This is a genomic window from Glutamicibacter sp. 363 (assembly GCF_052379505.1).
Lineage (GTDB): Bacteria > Actinomycetota > Actinomycetes > Actinomycetales > Micrococcaceae > Glutamicibacter.
On record NZ_JBQSYR010000019.1, the window covers coordinates 34,956 to 58,041 of the forward strand.

Below are 23,086 nucleotides of genomic sequence, written 5' to 3' on the forward strand. Positions count from 1 at the left end.
GTTTTAACTACCCTTCGATCGCGGAAGCCAAAGCGTTAATATTTTTCTCCATCCATTCAAGGTAGCTGGAGTCGTCGGTGATGGTTTCACGGAAGTCCACTACCGCCACCTTGCCGGATTCGGCGCTCGCGCGAAGTGCCGTGGTTTCAGGCCCTTCGGTCTGCACGTTGTAGGCCAGCACATCCAGTTCGCCTGCGCCCAGCGTGTCACTCAATGCCTTGAGTGTCAGCGGCGCGATTCCTTCACCGGCTTCGACCGCTTCGCTCAGTCCGGCAGGAGTCTTATTTTCCATTCCTGCATCCTCTAGCAGATGGAATGGGACCGGCTCGGTCATGGCGTAGCTTCGCTTATCGAGCTTCGCGGATGCAAGCTGCTCCTGCAGTCCGCCGATCCCCTCCGCGAAGTTTGCCGCGTTGGCTTTGAAGGCCTCGGCGTTTTCTGGGTCGGATTCGCCTAACTCGGTAGCCAAACTGGATGCGAGGGCTTCCATTGAGTCCAGGTCGTACCAAATATGTTCGTTGTATTCCGCGTGATCATGTCCAGCATGGTCATCGCCTGCTTCATCTGCATGTTCCTCGCCCTCATGCTCGGCATGCGCTTCCTCGGCATGCTCCTCGCCCTCATGCTCGGCATGTTCCTCGCCCTCTTCGTTCTCCGCCGCTACCGGAGAGGAGTCCACCGCGTGGATCAGGTGTACCTGCTCGGCCTGCTCAGCAGGCAACGAGGAAACCAGCGAGTCCATGAATTGGTCATAGCCGCCGCCGTTGGCCAAGACGACCGAGGCCTTGGACACGGTGAGCTTGTCCCGGGCGGTTGGCTCATAGGAGTGCGGATCCTGCGCCGTGGAGGTGATAATTTCGGTGACCTGGACATGCTCGCCACCGATGGCCCGGGCAATCTGCCCGTACACATTCATCGTCGTGACAATCTCAACCTTGCCACCGGCAGCTGGTTCCTCGGTGCCCTGCGCCTCGGCGGTCGTATTTGCCGAGCATCCAGCCAGCAGCAAGCCGGTCAGCGGGATCGTCACCAATGAGGCCAGCATTCCACGGTTTTTCATCTAATAGTCTCCATTCACCCATTACGCTATTGAGAACTATTCTACATTAGATTTGAGAACCATTCGCACTTAGCGCTGCTCGCCGTCCGAGCGGCACACTGCTTTTACCGTGCGCACCGCCGGTACCGGTCGCCTTCACGACAACCACAGCGATAGCGGTGGTGACCGGGATCGCGAGGACCAAGCCGATGGAACCAATGAGGATTCGGATGACTTCCTCCGCCATCGAGCCCGAGCTCAAGGTGGTCCCGAAGCTCTGATCGCTCAATGCCGCGATGGCCAGGATCGGCAGGGCCGCACCCGCGTAGGCGAAGGCAATCGTATACACGGTCGAGGCGATGTGGTCGCGACCGATGCGCATGCCCTTGAAGAACAACTCCCTGGCCGAAGCGTGCGGAGCGGTCTCCGCCAACTCCCAGACCGTTGCGGACTGGGTGATGGTGACGTCGTTCAATACACCCATGCCACCCACCAACAGGCCGCAGATCAGCAGGCCAGGCAGGGATATTTGCGGCACCACGGTGGACAGGGTCATCGCGTGTTCATCATTGGCTCCGGTGAGCGCCGCGGCGTCGGTCAGCCACACCGCCAAACCGGCCGTCACCGCCAGCCCAAAGAGCGTTCCGAGCAGTGCGGTGGACGTTTTCGCGTTGAGCCCATGGGCGAAATACAACGCCACGAACATGATCGCGGTCGAACCCGTCAGCGCAATCAGCACGGGATTCCCGCCCTCCAGCAACGCAGGCACCATGAAAATGATCATGAACGCGATGCCGCCGACGAGCCCAATGACCGCGCGGGCACCACGCCAGCCAGCCACCAGTACCACCACCAGGCCATAAGCCACCGCCAGCAGGGCCATCGGCAAGGTGCGCACGAAATCCACAAAGACATAGGGGCTGCCGCTGCCCGAGTCAACGCTTGACAGGTCCAAATATCGAATCTGGTCACCGGAACGCGCTTCGCGGGAATGCAGCGTCTCCGGTGGAATCTCCAGTTGAATTTCGGCGCCGCCGCTATCTGGCATCAGGTAAGTGACGTTGCATTCAAGCGTCTTGCCTCCGACATCTTCAAGCCCGATGCTCGAAGGGCAGTCCTCGATCGCCGATCTGGTCACGGTGCCGACCTGCATGCTCGCGCCACCGGTTGTCTCCATGGCGCCATTCAGTGCAAAGCGATCATAGTTGCCCTGCGGCCAGAGCGCGATGACCATGATCAGCGCGAGCGCCCCAACGGGGGCGAGCAGGGCCCACAGAATGATTGAGGCTCGGCGCCTGCGGCTCGGGTCTTGCAAAATCGGCTGATCGTGATGGTGATGCCCCACGTGCGGTGTACTCCTCAAAGGAATTTCAGAACTCGTCGCGCCCAAGTCTAGTCAGCCAACCTGTACACCGGGTAATGAACACCCCTAAAGGATGATCCAACAAATCCTCCGCAAGGTTCATACCTAATGAACCTGTTCGGGGCGAAAATTATATTATGAGCATGCCAGAGATTAATGGGCCTATACCCAATGCAGCAAGCGCCGATGAACCTCGATACGAGTTCCATCGTCTGATGCGCCGGGATCCGAAGTATGCGTGGTGGCGCCCCTTGGCATTGCTGGGAACGGCCACGGGTTTCTACCTGGTGGCAATTGTCATCTTGCTCATAGGCCTCATGATCGTGCTCTTCAGCTCGCTGGGGACGCGGCTTGACGAGCCGACCGATCCGGTGATGATGGCTTTCGACAGCATGAACATGGCCGACCCTGCGGTCTTCCTCTTCACCATGCTCTCGCTGATCGTATTGATCCCGGTAGCGTATTTCGCCTACCTGCTGCTCGGCCCCAAACCGCTGGGGCTCTTGATCTCCGTGGCCGGCAAGATCCGCTGGAAATGGCTGGGCCTGTGCACCGGGATCGCGGTCGTGCTCTATGCAGTTTATTTTGGGATTAGTTTAGGCATCGAGGCCGCCGGCCTCGTGGCTCCAACGAATGTCCCCGCAGAGAACCTTCCCGCGAATCCGCTCTTCTTCGCCTTGCTCGTGGTGCTGCTGGTGCCGTTCCAGGCAGCGGCGGAGGAAATCGTATTCCGCGGGATGCTCATGCAAACCATTGGCAGCTGGCTTAAACACCCGTTGTTCGCGATATTGCTTCCGGTGCCGCTATTCACCTTTGGTCACTTGTACGATATTTACGGGCTGCTTGACGTGGCATTCTTTGCCATAGCCGCAGGTTTCCTCACCTGGCGCACCGGTGGATTGGAAGCTGCCATCGCAATACACGTGATCAACAATGTGGGCTTGTTCCTGCTGGCCGCCGTCGGAGCCGTCGATATCAACGCCACGCAATCTTCGCTCTCTAGCCTGCTTACTTCGATAGGATTCACCGCGCTGGTGACCTACATCCTGCTTTGGGTGGCCAAGCGGCGGCATATCGAGAGAACGGCCGGGCCGGCACCGCAGCGCCGTGCCCCACAGCTGTTGCAGCCTTGGCCGGCGGCCTATCCACCGGTTCCGCCGGCAGCGGCGTATTGGGCTCCTCCCGCCCCGCAGAGCGGTTCGGCCTACCCTCCGGCGCAGCCACCGCAGGAAGGCTACCCCAACCCCAGCCAGCCGGACGCGAACCCCCACGACCATAACGCACCTAACCCGTAGCTAGGGTGGCACTAAAAAGCTTCGCCGGTGAGCACGCATCATGCGCTCTCACCGGCGAAGCTTTCTCGGTTTTAGGACTTGGCCCAGCGCAGCAAGGCTGCGATGCCCACTCCATCGGGAAGAATCGAGTCGGGAACATAACGGATTGTGGCATCCGTCAACGCCGTCGCTCGAAGCAGCACCTCTGGAGCCGGCCACTGCCCCATGACCAGGTCCGAATGATCATCGCCCTCTTCATGGGCCACCCAAGGTTCGGCCGATAGCGCCCGCAGGGTGTGCTCATCTTGATACTGTCCAACGAGCACCACTTCTGCCTGAGCGGATTGAAGCGCTGTCACCACCTCGGCGAGGCCTACGGCCAGTTGCGCGCGGCCGTTGCCAGCCTGAGCCGACACCCGTTTCTCAAGCTCCGCTATCGCTTCGGCGTGCGTATCGGAGACCAACTGCGAAATGCGGTCATCAACCTGCTTGGTATCCGCGCCGCCGGTGCGCGTGTGCGCATCCAAGACCTCGACATACGGCTTGAGCGCCACCGGAAGCATCCCAGCGATGGCCTCTCGCGATTTCACGTCGCCGGAAAGCACGATGAGCCTGATATAGGTGTCCTTGCACATTTCGGTGATCAGTTCCGCAACTTCCTCGGCGTTGCGTCGCGCCATCTCATCGGCCGCGGACTGATTCTTCGGCTGGTCATACTCGCCTGGCACCTTGCGTGCATGGTGAGTTTCTTCCGGTGAGCCCACAATCCCGCGGCTGCCCACTCGCTCCGGAGATGTGGTGTTGTACAGGTGCACCTCTCCGCCATCGCGCCCGACCTCGGCCACAAGATAGGAAAATGCCCCACCCCGCGCCCTGGCTAGGGCGGTGAAATTCGGAAATGGCCCCGCATCCACGGCGGCGGATTCGACCTTCAATCCAGGAATGAGTTCGTTGAGCACCACCGTCCCGTCATGGACTGCGATGAATCGAGCTACCGGTGCACGAAGCCCCTTCGCCGGTTCCAAAGCCCCGGTCACAGCTTCAATATCATTGGAGCTGGCCTGCTGGCTTTTCAGTAGTTTGGCCACTTCCCCCGGCAATCGGTCAGCTGCCTCGTGCGCCGCGGTGGTTCCCAATGATGCATCCACCAAAGCGGTGCACCACGAACCATTTTCCCGATAAAGCGAAGCGTCGATTCCATTAGAATCCGCGCGTAGTGCCATGCTGACTCCCTTCCGCACGCGACCCCTGGCCGCCGTGCGACTAGCTCCGTGTGACTAACCTAACACCGCGCGTCGATAGCTGGAAGAGCAAAGCGAAAAGATCGCATGGGCAAAGCCCAAATAGCCACCCGACCTAAGTTTTTTACCAGCGCCCACGCCAGTAATGCGAGGGGTGCGACTTGCTGGCCCCCAAGACCTGCGCGGCGCGGTTTGGCCACTGCGGGTCGCCCAATGCCGCCCGCCCGATGCATACGCCGTCGGCCTGTCCGGTCACCAATATCTGCTCGGCCTGATGCGCTTCGGTAATTGCGCCCACGGCGGTCACAAAGGCGTCATCTGGCAGTGCCTGCTTAACCGCCTGGGCCAGTGGGACTTGGTATCCGGGACCGCTGGGGCCATGGAAGGCACCGATTCCGGCGCTGGAAAGGTCAAAGGCCCGCACTCCTGCCGCGTAGAGCTCCTCGGCCAATCTAACCGTGTCGGCGATGCGCCAGCCGGCTTCGACCCAATCGTCTCCAGAGAAGCGAATGCCCAGGGCCTTGTTCTCGGGCCAGCGGGCCGCGACCGCATGCACGATCTCGCGAAGGTAGCGTGTGCGGTTTTCCCAGCTTCCGCCATACTCATCGGTTCGCTTATTCGACAATGGCGAGAGGAACTGGTGAATCAAGTATCCATGGGCCGCATGGATTTGTATCATGTCAAAACCTGCGGCATCGGCACGCTCCGCCGCCGCGGCCCAGGCTTGGACGGAGTCGGCGATCTGCTCTTGAGTCATTCCGCTCGCTGGTTTCAGACCGTAAATTTCGCTCGGCGTGGAGGTGACGGTGTCCCACCCTCCCTCGGACGCGGCGAGGCTTCCGGTCTTCTGCTCTGCTTCGAGCTCCTGGAGCCAGCCATAGGTCGAGGCCTTCGCCCCGGCGTGAGCCAGCTGGATGGCCGTTGCGGCACCGTGCGCGTGCACGTATTCGTTGACGCGTGCCCATGATTGGACCTGCTCCTCGTTCCAGATTCCGGCGTCACGGTCCGAGATCCGGCCTTCGGGTACCACCGCCGAAGCTTCGGTGACGATCAGCGAAAAACCGCCATGGGCCATCGAGCCGAGGTGAACTAGCTGCCAGTCCGTGGGCACGCCGTCTGTCTTGTCAACGGCGTACTGGCACATAGGTGGCAGCACGACCCGGTTGCGCAGCATCAGGCCCGCTCCGCTGCGCGTAGGGATGGTGACTGGGGTGAACAATTTACTTAGAGGCATATCTAGTGTGACGCTGTAGTCCCGGATATTATTCCAACAGGCAAGTTGCCATGAGCTGGGGCCATGCTAGTTTGCGAGCACGGCAACTGCCACGCTGAAGTACACGATCAGCCCGGCGGCATCCACAAAAGTAGAGATGAATGGATTCGAGAAGACCGCAGGATCGACTTTCAGCCATTTGCCGATAATCGGCATGATGCCGCCGACTCCTGCCGCTATCGTGCACAGTGCCACCAGCGTGATCCCGATAATCAGCGCAATGGATCCGCCGAAGATGAATCCGGCCAGCGCAAATCCGAGGGTTCCCAGGCATAATCCGAGGATGAGCCCCACACAGAGCTCACGCAGCATGACCCGCCCGAGGTCCCCGACGCGAACATCGCCCATCGCAATTGCTCGGGTGACCGTGGTCGCCGCCTGGTTTCCGGTGTTGCCGCCGATGCCGACGATCAGTGGAATGAACAAGCTGAGCACCACCATCGACTCGAGGGTTTCTTCGAAACTCGAAAGCACCTGGACCGTGAGGCTTGCCCCGACGGCAAGCACCAGCAGCCATACAATGCGGCTTTTTACCAGAGAACCAACCGCGGTGCTCAGGTAGGGACGCCGCAGAGGTTCGGCACCGGAACCGCGCGCAGCGCGTTCCTCATCGGCCGCGGCGAGAATCGAGATCGCGTCGGTGGAGCTAAAGACTCCGACAACCCGCTGTTCGGAATCCACCACCGGGATCAGCAGTTCCTTGCTAAGCACCACTTGGCGAGCCGCCTCGGTTGCGGGCTGCTCGGCGTGCAGACCGGCGCCAACGGTGAGCAGCTCCGATACCCGCTGTTCTTCGTCGGCGGCCATCAGTGCGCGCAGTGAAACTACCCCGAGCAAGCGACGCGTTTCATCGGTCACTACCAGCGTGTAGATACTCTCTGCGCTATCCAATTGGCCTCGTACCCGTTGCAGGCTTTCGGCAACGCTCAGCTCTGGGCGGGTCGTGACAAAGTAAGGATTCATCAGGTGCCCCACCACCCCAGCGCGATAGCCGAGCAGGACGTTGACCGCTTCGCGCTGCTCCGGGGCTAGGCCTCGCAGCAGTTTCGCCGCAAGCTGCGCCGGTAGTTCATCGAGCAGCGCCACGCGATCATCGGTTGCCATCCCGGCAAAGGTTTCGCTGACCGCGTCTTGCTGCAAGCTGCCAATCAGTTCGGCCTGGATGGCAGGATCCAGGCGTTGGAAAACACCAACGGCTTGATCCTTGGCGAGCAGCCGGTAGACGATTGCCATGTCTTTGGCCGGCAGCCGGTGCAGCTGCTGGAGGGTTTGCTGCAAGCTCAGGCCGCGCAGCAGGAAGGCAAGCTCGTTGAAATCCGGTGAGCCGAGATGCTCGTGGATCAGCGTTGAAATAGTAGAGAAGTCTACTTCTTTGGAAATGTGCAAGGTCATCAGCCCAAACGGTGTATTGGCGCATCATTCCAGAGGTGCGGGCGAATCACCGGCAGGCGTTCACCTAGCGAAATCTAGGTGAAAAGTCCATCAGTGATCGTTGGCGGGAATCATGCGTGGAGGAGGGATTTGAAGCGCGGCTCTCCAAAGCTCACTCACCGCTGCACAGGAATTGTCGTGTAGCTCAGCGGCTGATTTGCGGAGGTCGCGAGGACATAGATCGACTAGAGCCGTCGTCCATGCAGCTCACCTCCTGGAATCCGTTCGGGCGTGCGCCCGAGAACCTTCTCCTTAGTTCTATCATCATCTTGGGCAATAGTTGCCACGTAGGCGACAAGATCACATCCGCCAGATGAAAAAGCGTGCGGCGGGCAAGAGCCCACCGCACGCTTATTCGGGGTGCTGAATTAGCATTCAACCACGTTGACGGCCAGGCCACCCATTGCGGTTTCCTTGTACTTGTCGCTCATATCCTTGCCCGTCTCGCGCATGGTGATGATGACTTCATCCAAGGTGACGTGGTGTTCGCCGTCGCCCATCAACGCCATCTTGGCCGCGTTCACCGCCTTGGAAGCGGCAATCGCGTTGCGTTCAATACATGGAATCTGCACGAGGCCGCCGATCGGGTCGCAAGTGAGTCCAAGGTTATGTTCCATGGCGATCTCCGCGGCGTTTTCAACCTGGGCTGGGGTACCGCCAAGAATTTCGGCTAGCCCACCGGCCGCCATCGACGAAGCCGAACCAACTTCGCCCTGGCAACCGACCTCGGCACCGGAGATCGAGGCCTGTTCCTTGTACAGCACGCCAACGGCACCGGCGGTGAGCAGGAAGCGAACCACGGCGTCGTTCTTTTCCTCTTCGTTCCAGTACTTGGCCCCTGGTGCGTAGTGGGTTGCGTAGAACAGGACGGCAGGGATGATGCCCGCGGCACCGTTGGTTGGAGCTGTCACGACGCGACCGCCCGAAGCGTTTTCTTCATTGACGGCCAGCGCCACGAGGTTGATCCATTCCTGCCAGTAGACCGGATCGCGGTCCTTGTCTTCCTTACGCAAGCGTTCGTGCCATTCTGGTGCGCGGCGGCGAACCTTCAATCCTCCGGGAAGCACGCCGGTGCGTTCGAGCGATGCGTCCTTGCACTGTTCCATCACCTCGTAGATGTGGACGAGGCCGGAACGGATTTCTTCCCGGGTACGGAAGGTCTCCTCATTGGCCATCATGATCTCGGCGATCGACTTGCCGGTATCCTGCGTATGTTCCATCAGGCGCGCAGCAGTAGTAAAGGGATACGGCTGCTGCTTGACCTTCTTTTCGATATTCTTCTCGATACGTTCTTCGGTGCCTTCGCGGACAATGAAACCGCCGCCGACGGAGAAGAACGTTTCGTTGAGCAGTTCTGCGCCTGCTGCATCCAAGGCTATGAACTTCACGCCGTTGGTGTGCCGGGGCAGGACGGTCAATGGGTGCTGAATCATGTCACTGACCTTGTAATTCAGGTCCTTGCGCACCTCCAGCTGAGACCCGAGACGAAGAATACCGGTGGATTCCATCTGTGCCAGACGCTCATCTACCTGTGCCGGGAGAATGGCTTCAGGTTCGAAGCCCTCCAGCCCGAGCATGATTGCGGTGAAGGTCCCGTGCCCGCGTCCGGTCGCTGCAAGCGAACCGTACACGTCGATGCGCAGGGATTCGAGTGCCTCAATCTTCCCCTCGCGAATTACCTGGGCAATGAATGCGTGCGCCGCACGCATTGGTCCCACGGTGTGGCTGGAGGACGGTCCGATACCAACCGAGAAAAGATCGAATACGCTAACCGCCATGACGGTTCACATCCTTAGAACTTGGGGCAATAGGTGATGCTCACACCTAATGTGTGTGGTGAGGCAGAGAATAGGATGATCCCCGTCCCCGGTGATGCACGATAGTGGCCTGTTTGGCATTCGCACAAGAGACGAAAGGCCCGGAACGCGATGTTTTTGCTTTCCGGGCCTTCCTTACTTAAAAGCTGCTACTCGGAAACCTTCGCGAGTTCCGGGTAGAGCGGGTGAGCCTGCGCCAGATCCAGCACACGCTGCTTCAACTCCGGCAACACACCAGCATTACCATCAGCACCAGCAATCAAAGCCTGCGCAATAATCTCCGCAACCTCGCCAAACGCAGCCTCCGAGAAACCGCGAGTCGCCAACGCCGGAGTACCAATACGCAACCCCGACGTCACCATCGGCGGACGCGGATCAAACGGCACCGCATTACGATTCACCGTGATCTCCACCTGCGCCAACAGATCCTCAGCCTGCTGGCCATCAAGCTCCGAATGACGCAAATCAACCAAAACCAAATGCACATCCGTGCCACCGGTCAACACGCTAATGCCCTTGGCAGCCACATCAGCCTGGCCCAAACGCTCAGCCAAAATCCGCGACCCAGCCAAGGTCCGCGCCTGACGCTCCTTGAACTCCGCCGACCCAGCAATCTTGAACGCCACAGCCTTACCAGCAATCACGTGCTCCAACGGGCCACCCTGCTGACCAGGGAACACCGCCGAGTTGATCTTCTTGGCAATATCAGCATCATTGGTCAAGATAATGCCGCCACGCGGACCGGCAAGAGTCTTATGCGTCGTGGAGGTCACCACATGCGCATGCGGCACCGGCGAAGGATGCAACCCAGCAGCCACCAGACCAGCAAAGTGCGCCATATCCACAAACAAGTACGCACCGACCTTGTCAGCGATCTCGCGGAAGCGAGCGAAGTCCAACTGGCGTGGATACGCCGACCAACCAGCAACAATCATCTTCGGCTGGCTCTCCACGGCGAGGCGCTCCACCTCATCCATGTCCACCTCGTAGGTCTCTTCATTCACACCATAAGGAACGATGTTAAAGAGACGACCCGAGAAGTTGATCTTCATCCCGTGGGTCAGGTGACCACCATGAGCCAAGTTCAGGCCCATGACCGTATCGCCCGGGCGAACCAGCGCGTGGAACACCGAAGCGTTGGCCTGCGCACCGGAATGCGGCTGCACATTGGCATACTCCGCACCGAACAGAGCCTTCAAGCGCTCAATCGCCAACGTCTCGATAACGTCAACCTCTTCGCAACCACCGTAATAACGGCGGCCCGGGTAACCTTCGGCGTACTTGTTGGTCAGCACCGAACCCTGCGCCTGCATCACAGCCTGCGCGGTATGGTTCTCCGAAGCGATCATCTCCAGACCACGCTGCTGACGAGCGAGCTCGGCATCGATCCGCTGGGCAACCTCAGGATCGAGCTGCGCCAGGGACTGAGTCAATGATGCAGGGGCTAGGGATTCAAAAGTCTTGTTGCTCATTACTCGACGTTTCCACCGTTCGCGCTGGCGTAGTCTGCTGCCGAAAGCAGCGGACCTTCGGACTCAACTTCAACGGTGAACAGCCAGCCGTTGCCGTATGGATCTTCGTTCAGGATTGCAGGATTGTCTGCAGCTTCCTGGTTGATCTCGACGATGGTGCCGGTCACTGGCGAGTACAGGTCGGAAACCGACTTCGTGGACTCGACTTCGCCACAGGTCTCGCCCGCGGTCACGGTGTCGCCAACTTCTGGCAGGTCAACGTAGACCACGTCGCCCAGAGCGTCGGCGGCGATCTGTGTGATACCGATCTTGGCTGGCGATGCTGCATCGATCCACTCGTGCTCGGCCGAGTAGCGCAACGATGAAAGAACTTTACTCACGATAATTCCTCTCCCAAGGGAAATGGTGGGCGTCTTACGAACGCCCGCTTAGGTTAAACGTTACTTTGCTCGGGTGTAGAACGGCAGTTCTACGACCACAAATGGCAATGTCTTGCCACGAAGGTCGACATCTAGCTCGGTTCCCACTTCACTAAATGCAACATCTACGTAGCCCAGTGCTACCGGGTAGCCCAAGGTCGGCGATGGCTGGCCGGAGGTGATCTCACCTATGGTCGCTCCATCCTTGACGATGGCGTACCCGCCTCGGCCGGCGCGCTTGTCCAGACCTTTCAGGCCCACCAGCTTGCGTGGCGGTGTCTGTCCGCGCAGTGCCTCCAGCGCTTCGCGACCGACAAAGTTCTCGGTCTTCTTGAAGGACACCACCGGTGCGAAGCCGGCATCGAAGGGGGTGCGCTCGACGGAAAGCTCGTTGCCGTAGAGCGGCATGCCGGCTTCCAGACGCAGGGAGTCACGCGAAGCCAGCCCGCAAGGGACCAGTTCGTGGCCGGTGCCGGCTGCGACGGTCTTGTCCCAGATGGCGGCGGCGTCTTCGTTGGCGATGATCAGCTCGAAGCCGTCTTCGCCGGTGTAGCCGGTGCGGGCCAGCAGCACGTCGATTCCGCCGAGAACCACTTCGATGGCCGCGTAGTAGTTCAGTTCCTGCACCGCGGCTGCGGTCTGCTCATCCGCCGCCAGCGATGCCACGATCGCCTCGGCGTTCGGGCCCTGTACAGCGATCAGCGAGGTGCGTGCCGAGGCGTCATCCACCACGACGTCGAAACCTGCTGCGCGCTCGGCCAGTGCGGCCGCCACAACCGGCGCGTTGCCGGCGTTTGGCACGACCAGGAAGCGCTCTTCGCCGAGGCGGTAGACGATCAAGTCGTCAAGGATCTTGCCCGCTTCGTTGAGGATCAGCGAGTACTTCGCCTTGCCGACCTTCATGATGGACAGGTTGCCGGCCAGCGCGGTGTTCAACGCCTCGCCGGCCTGGGGACCGGTGAGCCATACCTCGCCCATGTGGGACAGGTCGAACAGGCCCGCGGTGGAACGCACGGCCTTGTGCTCGGCAAGTTCCGAACCATACTTCAGCGGCATATCCCAGCCGCCGAAGTCGGTGAACGAAGCGCCAAGCTCGGCATGCTTGCCGTGCAGCGCGGTGTGCTTGATATCGGTGCTTGTCTCAGTCATCGCGATGTCCTAGTCTTCGAAGGCTTCAGGAGCTGGGCAGGAGCAGATCAGGTTTCGGTCACCGGCTGCGCCGTCGATGCGCCCGGTGGCCGGGAAGTACTTGTCCCGCTTGAGGCTGGCTACCGGGAAGGCGGCCTGCTCGACGCTGTACTTGCGGTCCCAATTGCTGGAGATCAGCGCGGTGGCGCTGTGCGGTGCGTTGCGCAGCGGCGACTCTTCGATGGTGTAGACCCCGGACAGCACTTCCTGCATTTCCTGGTGGATGGTGATCATCGCTTCGATGAAGCGTTCGATTTCCGCCAGGTCCTCGGACTCGGTTGGCTCCACCATCAGGGTGCCGGAGACCGGGAAGGACAGCGTTGGTGCGTGGAATCCGAAGTCGATCAGGCGCTTGGCCACGTCTTCTGCGGTCACACCGGTTTTCGCGGTCAGTTCGCGGAGGTCCAGGATGCACTCGTGGGCCACCAGGGACTTGTTGCCGGTGAACAGGATCGGGAAGTACTCGTTCAGGCGCTTGGCAATGTAGTTTGCGTTCAGGATCGCGGTCTTGGTTGCTTCGGTCAGCCCGTCGCCACCCATCATCGCGATGTAGGCCCAGGAGATCGGCAGCACGCCGGCGGAGCCGAAAGCGGTGGACACTACCGGCACACCGTCGCGTTCGGTGTAGCTGCCCGAAGCGTCGCCGGGCAGGAATGGCACCAGGTGCTCGGCGACAGCGACCGGGCCGACACCCGGTCCGCCACCGCCGTGCGGGATGCAGAAGGTCTTGTGCAGGTTCAGGTGGCTGACGTCGCCGCCGAACTGGCCCGGCTGCGCGAGGCCCACCAGGGCGTTCATGTTCGCGCCGTCGATGTAGACCTGGCCGCCCGCGGCGTGGATCTTGTCGCAGACCTCGCGCACGTCGGCGTCGTAGACCCCGTGGGTGGATGGGTAGGTGATCATGATGGCCGACAGGACGTCCTTGTTGGCCTCGATCTTGGCATCCAGGTCGTTTGCGTCGATGGTGCCGTCCGCTGCGGTCTTCACCACGACGACCTTCATCCCTGCCAGCACGGCCGAAGCCGCGTTGGTGCCGTGGGCCGAAGCCGGGATCAGGCAGACGTCGCGCTGGGATTCGCCGCGCGAGGCGTGGTAGCCGGAGATGGCAAGCAACCCGGAGTATTCGCCCTGCGAGCCGGCGTTGGGCTGGATCGAGATGCCGGCGTAACCGGTGATGGCGGTCAACCGGCCTTCGAGGTCGGTGATCAGTTCGCGCCAGCCGATGGACTGCTCGGCGGGAACGTAGGGGTGGATCGTGGCGAACTCCGGCCAGGTGATGGATTCCATCTCGGCGGCCGAGTTCAGCTTCATGGTGCATGAGCCCAGTGGGATCATGGTGCGGTCCAAGGCCAGGTCGCGGTCCGAGAGGCGACGCAGGTAGCGCATCATCTGGGTCTCGGAGGAGATGGTGTTGAAGATCGGGTGGGTCATGTAGGCGCTGGTGCGCACCTGCGCCTCGGGGATCTCGAAGCCCTCCGGTACGGACAGCTCAACGCCGAAGACCTCGGCCAGGGTGCGCACGATATCCGCGGTGGTTGCCTCATCGGTGGAGATGCCCACCTGGGTTTCGGAAACCTTGCGCAGGTTGATGCCGGCTTCGGCCGCCTTGGCGATGACCGCTTCCGCGTTCTCGACGTTGACCACAACGGTGTCGAAGAAGGAGTCGGACGCCAGGGTGAAGCCGCCGGAAACCAGCGAGCTGGCGATGACGCGAGCGTGGTTGTGCGCCCGGGTCGCGATCTGCTTCAGGCCCGCCGGGCCGTGGTAGACGCCATACATCGAGGCGCAAATGGCCAGCAGCGCCTGTGCGGTGCAGATGTTGGAGGTGGCCTTCTCGCGGCGGATGTGCTGCTCGCGAGTCTGCAGTGCCAGGCGGTAGGCTGGGGTGCCGGCGTCATCGGTGGAGACACCGACCAGGCGCCCGGGCATCGAGCGCTGCAGGCCCGCGCCGACGGCGAGGTAGGCAGCGTGCGGTCCGCCGAAGAACAGCGGCACCCCGAAGCGCTGGGTGTTGCCCACTGCGATATCCGCGCCCTGTTCACCGGGAGGGGTGATCATGGTCAGCGAGAGCAGGTCGGCGATGACAGTGACCATCGCGCCGGCGTCCTTGGCGGCGGCGATGATCTGCTTGTGGTCGGCAATCGAGCCGTCGTTGCCCGGCTGCTGGAGCACGATACCCGAGATGTCGCCTTCCGGCAGACCCTGGGAGAGGTCAACAACTTCGATTTCGAAGCCGAGCGCGTCGGCGCGGCCTTCGATGACCTTGATGGTCTGCGGGAAGATGTTCGAGTCCAGCACGGTCTTGCCGCTGGCCTTCTTCTTATTCGAACGGCGCATCATCAGCACGGCTTCGGCCGCCGATGAGGACTCATCGAGCATCGAGGCGTTGGCGATGGGCAGGCCGGTCAGGTCCATGACCATGGTCTGGAAGTTCAGCAGCGCTTCGAGGCGGCCCTGGGAGATTTCTGGCTGGTACGGGGTGTAGGCGGTGTACCAGGCCGGGTTTTCCACGATGTTGCGGCGAATCACCGCTGGCGTGAAGGTGTCGTAGAAGCCCTGGCCGATCATCTGGGTCTTCATCACGTTCTTGGATGCCAGGTTGCGCAGGTGAGCCAACGCTTCGGTTTCGCTCAGGGCAGCAGGAAGATCCAATGCCGCACCCTGGCGGATGTCGGCCGGAACTGCGGTGTCGATCAGCTCGTCGAGGCTGGAGTAACCCAGCGTCTGGAGCATGTGGTTTGCATCGGCCGGACGTGGGCCAATGTGGCGGGACACGAATTCGCTACTCGTTGATGCCGAGGTCTGCGTAATAGTCATGGTGCAGTTATCTCCAGGGGGATCTGTCTTGGCGCATGCCAAAGGAAGGTCTCTGTCCCTCCCCATCCCTGTTGCATAACCTGAGAGTTTTACGCATCCGACCTACAAAGCCGGGCGCTTGCACCTTCGGTGAACCGGAACGGGCCGGTTTCTTTCCAGAGTTGCCTCGTGATGGCGGTACGGGGGCCTGAGAGTTTCCTGGGGAGGAATTGCTCCTACGGCGCCCATCCATGGTGTGAACGGGTCTCTCCCGCCATCCGTCGAAGGCTGTGCCGTGGATCTGATGATCCAAAACACATCACCATCTTACCTGCACCGCATGCTTCTATCCAAGACCGGCGGCTCGGTTAGATTCACAAATTAACTTGCACTGGAGCCTTGAGCGAGTTTTACATAGGCGGGATATCTCGCTGGCAAGGAGTCTCCCGAGGACGTGCCCGTCAGCCGGCGCTTGATCCAGGGTCCCAAATGCTCCTTCACCCAGCCCATATCCTCGCGTAATCTCTCGCCACGGGAGTTGACCGGCAGCTGCGGCAACCCCGGAAGATTGATCTGCCCGGCCCATTCGGGCTCAACGATGCCGTGCCTGCCGAGCAGTTCGAGCACCTTGCGCGCCATCAACGCGTGGCCGAATTCGTTCATATGCAGCCGGTCCCCCGCCCAATAGCGCAGGTCCGAGAATTCCCGCCAGCGCCAGTAGTCGGCCACCAGCGCACCATGGGTGTCAGCGATTTCGCGGATCTTCTCGTTGTAGATGGCGGTCCGCGGACGGGTCTTGTTGAATAGCGGGGAATCCACGGTGTCGAACCCGGTGAACAGCACCACGGTGCTGCCGGACTCGGCAAATCGGCGGACCATCCCGTCATAACCGCGCATGAGCGCGTCCAGATCGGCGCTGGGGCGCAGAATGTCGTTGCCCCCTGCATAGATGGTCACCAGATCGGGTTCCAACGCCAGCCCGGCGTCGAGCTGCTGGTTGATGACCTGGGAGATCTTCTTGCCGCGAATGGCAAGGTTCGCGTATTCCCAGTCGCCCTGGGTGCCCAGCACCTCGGCCACCCGGTCGGCCCAACCGCGCACCCGGTTAGGGCGCACCATGCTGATATCTCCGACACCTTCGGTGAAGGAATCCCCTAATGCAAGGAATTTCATTTCGCTCCCTTGGCCAAGATGAGCTGGCGGGCCAGCTGGCTCAGGCGCACGCCGGTCGAGATATCCTTTTCTCCTTCATTGCGCGAAGGGATGTAGCCGAAGCCCAGCTGGTAGGCCGGGTCGGCGAAGGCCAGCGACGAATTCGCCCCGTCATGCCCATAGGCGAAGATCGAGCCGTAGTCCTTGCGCGCGGTGGGTTTCATGAAACCGACGGCGAAGGCCTGCAACTGACCGTTGGTGCGGTCCGGTCCGTAGACGAGTTCGGTGGAAACCTCGGCCCAGGTATCTGCGCTGAGCAGCCCCTCGGTGGCGCCGAGCTCCGGCACCGCGCCGAAGGACGCGGCGTAGATCCCGGCGAGCGCCTGGGCGTTGGCCACCGCGCCCATGGAGGCGGGACCCAGCTGCCGGACCTGTGGCGAGTTCGCCAGTTCGTGCCAGTTGTACACCGGTCCGGATTCCAGGGCGAAGCCCGAGGTGGAGTTGACCGAGAGCCCGGACGGCGAGAACGGGTCCATGAAGGCAGGTGCTTCATCCAGCGCGGGCAGCACGTCGCGGTAGCGCGGTTCGAGTTCTGCGCCGTGGCCGATGAAGGCGTCGACTCCCAGCGGCTTGCGGATGCGCTGTTCGTAGACTTCTTTGAGTTCCTGGCCGGTGACCCGGCGTACCAGTTCTTCCATGAGTACGCCCATGGTGATGGCGTGGTAGCCGACGATATTCTGTCCCTGCGGCCAGATGCTCGGCATCGAGGCCAGCACCTTGGCGTATTCGGCCGAGTTGAGCAGAACCTCGCTTGGAACTCCCCCGGGGACGCCGAGCACGCCGGCTTGGTGGCTGAGCACTTCGCCCAGGGTCAGGCGCTGCTTGCCGCCGCTGGCGAATTCGGGCCAGTAGGTTCCGATCGGCTTGGCCGGATCGAGCAAGCCGTCCTGAATCAGCATCGCGATGACCAGCGCCCCCAGGCCCTTGGTGCAGGAGAAGACGCAGGTCACCGCGTCGCCGGCGAGATGATCGCCGACCGCGTGGCTGAGCACCAGCTGCCCGCGGTGATAAATCGCGAGCTGGGCCGAATAGCCCTCTTCTTCCGCCGCTCGGGCGTCAAGCGCTTCGGCGAGGGGCGCGAAATCTTCTGTAATGACCGAATCCATGAAAATCCTTAAAGTGCTTGCTGCTTGTCAACTAACACTAGTGCGAAAGGGCAAAAATCTAGGCGTGGCTCTCGACTGTTTCCTGGCGGAAACGCAATTTCCAGCCCCGCTCCGTCTGCTGCCACCACGAGGAGCAGACCAAAACCTGCGAGCCTTCCGGGCTCATCCGGTAGGCGATCAGCACCAGCTTGGAATCCAGCGGACGCGCGGTGAGCAGCTGCACCGGACCGGTGGCCGGAAGCGCACCGCCGGCGTCGAGGATCGAGCGCACGGTGGAGACATCCAGCAGCGAACCGTCACGGCAGACTTCCTGGTAGCTCGGGTGCAGAAAATCGCTGACCTCGGTGAAGTTCGCGCGCACCTGCGCGTCGAGCAGACCCTGCTCCAATTCGAAGACGGTGCTTGCCACGTCCACGGCTGGTTCGGCGGCGGCCTCAGCCACCGGAGGCGGGGCTTGGCCCGGTTCGTTGCCAGCAATCGTGCCCGAGGAGCCGGTATAGCCGGGCCCGGCGTCCGGGTCCTTCCCGCTTTGATATGCGGTGGCGGCGGCTCGGGCCCGGTCATCGGCTTCCTCGTTGAGTTCGTGGCCGGCATGGCCCTTGACCCATTCAAAGGTGTATTTGCGTCCAACGATCACCGCGTCTAGTTCTCGCAGAATGTCCTGGTTGAGCACCGGCTTGCCGTCGGACTTCTTCCAGCCCTTTTTCTTCCATCCCGGCATCCACTTGGTGATGCAGTTGATGGCGTACTGGGAATCGCACAGGATTTTCAGTTCGGTTTCGGGTTCTTTGGCCGTGGCGCGGAAGAGCTCGAGCACCGCTTGAAGCTCGCCCATGTTGTTGGTTCCGTGGTCCCAGCCCCCGGCTCCCCAGTTTTCGTGGTCGATATACCAGGCCCAACCGGCAGGTCCAGGGTTACCGAGTGCAGAACCGTCAGCTGCCGCAATGATCGTCATATGAATAATCCTGCCATGTCCACCCCACAAGTGCAGATGACCAGGTGTGCCATGTTCGTTTTTTAACGGGCAATGACCCGGTGAAAACTCCGTGAGTTCTCGCCGGGACATTGCCAGGACCTCTCGATGCGTCGGTTCAGCGGGTTTGCCTTCGATTCATTCAGGCCGGATACATCGGGTTATGCCCCGCGGCCACACGCTCTTCGGCGCGCACCTCGCCCGGTGCGGTACCGTCGAGGAACGGTCCGGAATCCGCCAGCTCTTCGCGCCCGTGGGCTTCGAGCCAGTTGCTCAGCTCCGGCCCCTTCGGCACGATCCCGGTGGGGTTGATGTCTTCGTGAACCACGTAGTAGTGCGCCTTGATCTGCTCAAAGTCGGTGGTATCGCCAAACCCTGGGGTCTGGAACAGGTCGCGGGCGTAGCCCCACAAGTTAGGCATGTCGATCAGCTTGTTGCGGTTGGTCTTGAAGTGACCGTGGTAGACCGGGTCGAAGCGGGCCAGCGTGGTGAACAGGCGCACATCGGCCTCGGTGATGTGGTCGCCCATGAGGAAGCGGCGGGTTGCCAGCCGCTCTTCGAGATAGTCCAGCGCGTCAAAGAGCCGGTCATAGGCATCGTTGTAGGCCTGCTGGTCGCCGGCGAATCCGGCGCGGTAGACGCCGTTATTCACCTCGGTGAAGATGCGCTTGATCAGGGGCAGCATCTGTTCAAGCTGATCTTCGGGCAGCAGATTCGGCGCGCCTTCGCGGTGGAATTCCTTCCATTGCGTCGACATGTCCCAGGTGATTTGCGGGTAGTCGTTGGTCACCACTGCACCGGTGGGAATATCCACGATTGCCGGGACGGTGATGCCGCGCGGGTAGTCCGCGAATCGCTTGAAATAGTTTTCCTGCACACGCTCGGTACCCAGCACCGGATCCTTGCCGCCCGCGTCCAGGTCGAAGGTCCAGCTGCGCGAGTCATGGGTTGGGCCGGGCAAGCCGACCGATATCGCGTCTTCCAGGCCGAGGAGGCGGCGCACAATCAGCGTGCGGTTGGCCCAGGGGCAGGCGCGTGCGGCCACGAGGCGGTAGCGCCCGGCTTCCACCGGCCACAGCTGCGCACCGTCGCCGAGCCCGGCCTGCGGGTGGCCGATCGAGCTATTGGGCACGCCAGCGGCAAAAGCTTCGGGGCGCGGGTCCGCCACGATGCGGTCCTGGATGTAGTTGGTATCCCGGCTGAACTCGCCTCCGGTGACGTAGGCACCCTTGGTCGAAAATTCTTTGGTCATTTCTCCCCTTAAAGCATCTGGCGTAGTTCCTCTGAGGCTCTTAGCTCTCAGGTTAACCCGCTGGGCTGGTAAAAAAGTAGTCAATTGCGCAGAACTGCGAAAAGTTTGTTTGCCGGCTTCGCGCAGTTCTCTTGATGAAAATTTAGGCGTTGGCCATGTCGCCGGCGCGCACGGTGTTCATGGCGGTCGTCCAGGAAATCAGCTGGTCGAACATCGGCTGGACGGAGGCGGCGGACTGTTCGGTCGGCTTGAATACGGAGAAGTTTTCGAAGTCGGTGAACAGCGAGAACATGCCGGTCTTCTGCACGTGGGCCAGCTGCAGTTCGGAAAGGATGCCGCGCAGGTGCTCCACCGCACGCGCTCCCATGGCCGAGCCGTAGCCGACAATTCCGGCTGCCTTGTTGGAGAATTCCGCGTTCAGGTAGGACAGTGCGTTAGCCAGGGCCGGTGCGATCGAGTGGTTGTATTCGGGAGTGATGAAGACGTAGCCGTCGAATTCGGCGATCATAGCCGACCAGTTCTTCGTGGCTTCGTTCTGGTAGTTCTGGTACGCGGCCGGGAAGGCCTCGTCCAGCAGCGGCAGGTTGAAGTCGGCGATATCCACCAGTTCGTAGCTTGCGTCGTTGCGCGCCTGCGCCTGCTCCAGCACCCACTGCGCCACTGCGGCGTTATTGCGTCCTGGGCGGGTGGAACCGGTAATGATGGCGATCTTCAGCATGTTTCTACTTCCTTACGTGGCGGTACGCCCAACCATTATGGTTGACGCGTCATCAACTCTTGCTAAAAACAACATTACACGAGATAATTGATGTGTCAACAACTTTGCTGGCCTGCCCCGCAGCACTTAACGCTTCAGGAGAATAGAAAACATGGGAACCGAAAATACCCGCTGGCTCAACGACCGCGAGCAAGACCTCTGGCGGACCATTCGCGAGTTCCTCTGGCAGTTCCCCAGCGCCATGGATCGTCAGCTCACCCAGGACTCCGCCATGCAGTCCGGAGAATACTCGGTCCTCGCGGTACTATCCGAGGCCGAAGAGTCTTCCCTTCGCCCCGCCGAGATGGCCGAGGAGCTGCGCTGGGACCGCTCCCGGCTCTCGCACCTATTGCGCCGCATGGAGGCCAAGTCGCTGATTACCCGTTGCTCAGATGCCTCGGATCGCCGCGGCCACCAGATCGGGTTGTCCGAACTCGGCTGGCAGGTGATTCGCGAAGCGGCTCCGAAGCACGTTGAGTTCATTCGCCAAACGCTGTTCGATTCGCTCACGCCAGCGGAGCATGCCGCCCTGGAGACTGCGTTGCCTAAAATTTTAGCCGCAATCGCACCGCACGCACCAACCACGCCGCTCTGCGACTAGCCGGGCTGCTGGGCGAACTCGCTATTGCGCACTAGGCGGGCAAATTTCCCGTCGAGCTTCACCAGCTGTTCAAAGGTCCCGGACTCGGCTATCCGCCCCTCGTCGAGCACCACGATCTGATCTGCGCGCAACACCGTGCTCAGCCGATGCGCAATCAGCAGCGTGGTGCGCCCGAAAGACAATCGATCCAGGGCCTGCTGCACCAGCGCCTCGGTCACCGTATCGAGGGCACTGGTTGCCTCGTCCAGGACGAGGAGCTTCGGGCTGCGCAGCATGGTGCGTGCGATCGCGAGCCGCTGCTGTTCGCCGCCGGAGAAACGGTGGCCGCGTTGACCGACGCGGGTATCCAGCCCTTCGGGCAACCCGCGAATCAGCTCCGCAATCTGCGCCGCCTCCAAGGCTTGCCACAATTGCCCCTCGCTGGCGTGCGGCGCGGCCCAGAGCAGGTTCTCGCGCACACTGGTATGGAGCAGATAGCTTTCCTGCGCCACCACGGAGACCACCGCGGCGATCTCTTGTGGCTTCACCTCGCGAAGATCTACGCCGTCCAAGGTGACACTGCCAGAGCTCGGATCCAAGAGCCGCGGCAGCAGCGAGCCCAGCGTTGATTTGCCCGAACCGGTGGCGCCCACAATGGCAGTGACGGTACCGGCCGCTAGCTTGAGGTTGAGCTCCCGCAAGGTGTCGGTGCGCGCCCCGGGATAGCGGAAGCTCACATCCTTGAGCTCCAGTTCTCCGCGCACCTCGCTGGCCACGAGCTGGCGCGGGTTATGCGGGACCGGGAGCGCCTGATCGGCATCGAGGTATTCAAAGACCCGGCTGAATAGTGCCATCGCCGAGACCCACTGGATGGAGATGCTCATCAGCCCCAGCACCGGGCGGAAGATCCCTGCCTGCAGTCCGGTAAAGGCCACCAAGGTGCCGATGCTCATGCCATCCCCGGTGACCGGAAGACCGGCCACGATGTAGAGAACCGCTGGCACCGCGGCAAAGATGATCGACATCGCGGCCATGCGCCAACGACCGGCCAAAGCGCTACGCATCTCCAGATCGATGAGCTTCGAACTGGATTCGGTGAACTGCTCCGCGTCAAGCGTGCCGGTACCCATCACCTTGGCCAGGCGTACCCCGGAGATGCTCAAACGTTCTTCGATAATCGAGGTGAGCGTGGACATTTCCCGCTGCCGCGCTCCGGTGATCTTGCGCCGCAGCCTGGCGGTTTGCCTGGCCAGGATGATGGCCGGAGGCAGGACCACCAGCGAGATCAGGCTCAGCTTCCAGGAAATGGCGACCATCGCGCAAGCGGTGGCCACCACGGTGGTCAGGTTGGAGGCGATCGAAGTCGCCGAGTTGGTGATCACCGACTGCATCTGGCCGACGTCGTTGGTCAGCCGGGATTGCACCTCCCCGGAGCGGGAATTGGTGAAAAAGGCCAGGGACTGCTTCTGCAGGTGAGCGAACAGCCCGGTGCGCAATCCATGCATCACCTTCTGGCCCATCAGGGTCGCTCGCCACGTTTGAATCACGCCGAGCACCGCGTTGAGCAAGGCAATGAGGACCAGCCCGCCGGCCAGCGCCAGCAAGAGCTTGACGTTCTGCTCGGGAATAGCCACGTCGATGAGTTCACGAACGATAAATGGCTGCGCCAGCCCGATCAGCGACGAGGCGACGATCAGCAAGATCACCACGATGACGGTTTTCAGATGCGGGCGGAAAAGCCCAGCCACCCGCTGCAGCGAGACCGGATGCTCCGCCAGCCATTCCTTGTCCTGTTTTGCATCACCCGGGCGCCCACCGCCGCCGGGGCCACCCATTCCCATTGGAATCATGAGCACCTCCATTTATCTCTGTGTTCACAACCCAGAATAACAG

18 protein-coding genes and 1 riboswitch are annotated in these 23,086 nt (G+C 61.3%); of the genes, 2 read left to right on the forward strand and 16 right to left on the reverse strand.

The window, feature by feature from the left end; all coding sequences use genetic code 11:
- Positions 1–7: 7 nt before the first annotated feature.
- Both ACT3UA_RS12720 and ACT3UA_RS12725 read right to left on the reverse strand, forming a co-directional pair.
- Positions 8–1,060: a metal ABC transporter solute-binding protein, Zn/Mn family gene (locus ACT3UA_RS12720; protein ID WP_096283243.1), complete on the reverse strand. Its 1,053-nt coding sequence runs from the start codon at positions 1,058–1,060 to the stop codon at positions 8–10.
- 46 nt (positions 1,061–1,106) lie between these two features.
- A complete protein-coding gene (locus ACT3UA_RS12725; RefSeq protein WP_444616776.1) occupies positions 1,107–2,384 on the reverse strand; it encodes a YibE/F family protein in 1,278 nt (425 codons plus the stop codon).
- A 155-nt stretch (positions 2,385–2,539) separates the two neighbouring features.
- Between ACT3UA_RS12725 and ACT3UA_RS12730 the strand changes: the two genes are divergently transcribed.
- Positions 2,540–3,697, forward strand: a complete 1,158-nt coding sequence (locus ACT3UA_RS12730) for a lysostaphin resistance A-like protein (RefSeq protein WP_444616778.1) — start codon at positions 2,540–2,542, stop codon at positions 3,695–3,697.
- 71 nt (positions 3,698–3,768) lie between these two features.
- Here ACT3UA_RS12730 and ACT3UA_RS12735 read toward each other — a convergent pair whose 3' ends face one another.
- From ACT3UA_RS12735 to ACT3UA_RS12795, 13 genes are all read right to left on the reverse strand, one after another.
- Entirely contained in the window at positions 3,769–4,899 is a 1,131-nt protein-coding gene (locus ACT3UA_RS12735) for a baeRF2 domain-containing protein (protein WP_255248322.1), read from the reverse strand.
- Positions 4,900–5,041: 142 nt separating this feature from the next.
- Positions 5,042–6,151, reverse strand: coding sequence for an oxidoreductase (locus ACT3UA_RS12740; protein ID WP_444616781.1), 1,110 nt, complete (start codon positions 6,149–6,151; stop codon positions 5,042–5,044).
- A gap of 66 nt (positions 6,152–6,217) precedes the next feature.
- Positions 6,218–7,582 carry a magnesium transporter gene (mgtE, locus tag ACT3UA_RS12745; RefSeq protein ID WP_444616783.1) on the reverse strand — a complete coding sequence of 455 codons (1,365 nt, stop codon included), beginning with the start codon at positions 7,580–7,582 and terminating at the stop codon, positions 6,218–6,220.
- Between the two features lie 407 nt (positions 7,583–7,989).
- Positions 7,990–9,399: an L-serine ammonia-lyase gene (locus ACT3UA_RS12750; RefSeq protein ID WP_105568667.1), complete on the reverse strand. Its 1,410-nt coding sequence runs from the start codon at positions 9,397–9,399 to the stop codon at positions 7,990–7,992.
- A gap of 188 nt (positions 9,400–9,587) precedes the next feature.
- Positions 9,588–10,910, reverse strand: coding sequence for a serine hydroxymethyltransferase (gene glyA, locus ACT3UA_RS12755; RefSeq protein ID WP_444616786.1), 1,323 nt, complete (start codon positions 10,908–10,910; stop codon positions 9,588–9,590).
- Entirely contained in the window at positions 10,910–11,290 is a 381-nt protein-coding gene (gene gcvH, locus ACT3UA_RS12760; protein ID WP_096283236.1) for a glycine cleavage system protein GcvH, read from the reverse strand. The genes glyA and gcvH overlap by 1 nt, the downstream gene beginning before the upstream one ends.
- Positions 11,291–11,350: 60 nt before the next feature.
- Positions 11,351–12,478, reverse strand: a complete 1,128-nt coding sequence (gene gcvT / locus ACT3UA_RS12765) for a glycine cleavage system aminomethyltransferase GcvT (RefSeq protein ID WP_444616788.1) — start codon at positions 12,476–12,478, stop codon at positions 11,351–11,353.
- Positions 12,479–12,487: 9 nt separating this feature from the next.
- Positions 12,488–15,334: an aminomethyl-transferring glycine dehydrogenase gene (gene gcvP / locus ACT3UA_RS12770; RefSeq protein WP_444616790.1), complete on the reverse strand. Its 2,847-nt coding sequence runs from the start codon at positions 15,332–15,334 to the stop codon at positions 12,488–12,490.
- A 165-nt stretch (positions 15,335–15,499) separates the two neighbouring features.
- A riboswitch (glycine riboswitch) is annotated at positions 15,500–15,597 on the reverse strand.
- 97 nt (positions 15,598–15,694) lie between these two features.
- The gene (locus tag ACT3UA_RS12775; protein ID WP_096283233.1) at positions 15,695–16,486 is read right to left on the reverse strand and encodes an SGNH/GDSL hydrolase family protein; all 792 of its coding nucleotides are present in this window, start codon (positions 16,484–16,486) and stop codon (positions 15,695–15,697) included.
- Entirely contained in the window at positions 16,483–17,631 is a 1,149-nt protein-coding gene (locus ACT3UA_RS12780; RefSeq protein ID WP_096283232.1) for a serine hydrolase domain-containing protein, read from the reverse strand. The genes ACT3UA_RS12775 and ACT3UA_RS12780 overlap by 4 nt, the downstream gene beginning before the upstream one ends.
- 58 nt (positions 17,632–17,689) lie before the next feature.
- Positions 17,690–18,586 carry an RNase H family protein gene (locus ACT3UA_RS12785; RefSeq protein WP_096283231.1) on the reverse strand — a complete coding sequence of 299 codons (897 nt, stop codon included), beginning with the start codon at positions 18,584–18,586 and terminating at the stop codon, positions 17,690–17,692.
- Between the two features lie 160 nt (positions 18,587–18,746).
- Positions 18,747–19,856: a glutathione S-transferase family protein gene (locus ACT3UA_RS12790; protein ID WP_105570301.1), complete on the reverse strand. Its 1,110-nt coding sequence runs from the start codon at positions 19,854–19,856 to the stop codon at positions 18,747–18,749.
- Between the two features lie 142 nt (positions 19,857–19,998).
- Positions 19,999–20,574, reverse strand: coding sequence for an NADPH-dependent FMN reductase (locus ACT3UA_RS12795; protein WP_444616794.1), 576 nt, complete (start codon positions 20,572–20,574; stop codon positions 19,999–20,001).
- 151 nt (positions 20,575–20,725) lie between these two features.
- Here ACT3UA_RS12795 and ACT3UA_RS12800 point away from each other — a divergent pair, with 151 nt between their 5' ends.
- Entirely contained in the window at positions 20,726–21,214 is a 489-nt protein-coding gene (locus ACT3UA_RS12800) for a MarR family winged helix-turn-helix transcriptional regulator (RefSeq protein ID WP_096283228.1), read from the forward strand.
- On the opposite strand, the gene ACT3UA_RS12805 is transcribed toward ACT3UA_RS12800, so the two are convergent.
- Positions 21,211–23,043 carry an ABC transporter ATP-binding protein gene (locus tag ACT3UA_RS12805; RefSeq protein WP_444616797.1) on the reverse strand — a complete coding sequence of 611 codons (1,833 nt, stop codon included), beginning with the start codon at positions 23,041–23,043 and terminating at the stop codon, positions 21,211–21,213. The genes ACT3UA_RS12800 and ACT3UA_RS12805 overlap by 4 nt on opposite strands.
- Between the last annotated feature and the right edge of the window lie 43 nt (positions 23,044–23,086).

Excerpts from the sequence above, each read along its gene's own strand:
- ACT3UA_RS12720 (WP_096283243.1), bottom strand. The coding sequence starts at position 1,060 with ATGAAAAACCGTGGAATGCTGGCCTCATTGGTGACGATCCCGCTGACC.
- ACT3UA_RS12730 (WP_444616778.1), top strand. The coding sequence starts at position 2,540 with ATGAGCATGCCAGAGATTAATGGGCCTATACCCAATGCAGCAAGCGCC.
- ACT3UA_RS12735 (WP_255248322.1), bottom strand. The coding sequence starts at position 4,899 with ATGGCACTACGCGCGGATTCTAATGGAATCGACGCTTCGCTTTATCGG.
- ACT3UA_RS12740 (WP_444616781.1), bottom strand. The coding sequence starts at position 6,151 with ATGCCTCTAAGTAAATTGTTCACCCCAGTCACCATCCCTACGCGCAGC.
- mgtE (WP_444616783.1), bottom strand. The coding sequence starts at position 7,582 with ATGACCTTGCACATTTCCAAAGAAGTAGACTTCTCTACTATTTCAACG.
- ACT3UA_RS12750 (WP_105568667.1), bottom strand. The coding sequence starts at position 9,399 with ATGGCGGTTAGCGTATTCGATCTTTTCTCGGTTGGTATCGGACCGTCC.
- glyA (WP_444616786.1), bottom strand. The coding sequence starts at position 10,910 with ATGAGCAACAAGACTTTTGAATCCCTAGCCCCTGCATCATTGACTCAG.
- gcvT (WP_444616788.1), bottom strand. The coding sequence starts at position 12,478 with ATGACTGAGACAAGCACCGATATCAAGCACACCGCGCTGCACGGCAAG.
- gcvP (WP_444616790.1), bottom strand. The coding sequence starts at position 15,334 with ATGACTATTACGCAGACCTCGGCATCAACGAGTAGCGAATTCGTGTCC.
- ACT3UA_RS12775 (WP_096283233.1), bottom strand. The coding sequence starts at position 16,486 with ATGAAATTCCTTGCATTAGGGGATTCCTTCACCGAAGGTGTCGGAGAT.
- ACT3UA_RS12780 (WP_096283232.1), bottom strand. The coding sequence starts at position 17,631 with ATGGATTCGGTCATTACAGAAGATTTCGCGCCCCTCGCCGAAGCGCTT.
- ACT3UA_RS12785 (WP_096283231.1), bottom strand. The coding sequence starts at position 18,586 with ATGACGATCATTGCGGCAGCTGACGGTTCTGCACTCGGTAACCCTGGA.
- ACT3UA_RS12790 (WP_105570301.1), bottom strand. The coding sequence starts at position 19,856 with ATGACCAAAGAATTTTCGACCAAGGGTGCCTACGTCACCGGAGGCGAG.
- ACT3UA_RS12795 (WP_444616794.1), bottom strand. The coding sequence starts at position 20,574 with ATGCTGAAGATCGCCATCATTACCGGTTCCACCCGCCCAGGACGCAAT.
- ACT3UA_RS12800 (WP_096283228.1), top strand. The coding sequence starts at position 20,726 with ATGGGAACCGAAAATACCCGCTGGCTCAACGACCGCGAGCAAGACCTC.
- ACT3UA_RS12805 (WP_444616797.1), bottom strand. The coding sequence starts at position 23,043 with ATGATTCCAATGGGAATGGGTGGCCCCGGCGGCGGTGGGCGCCCGGGT.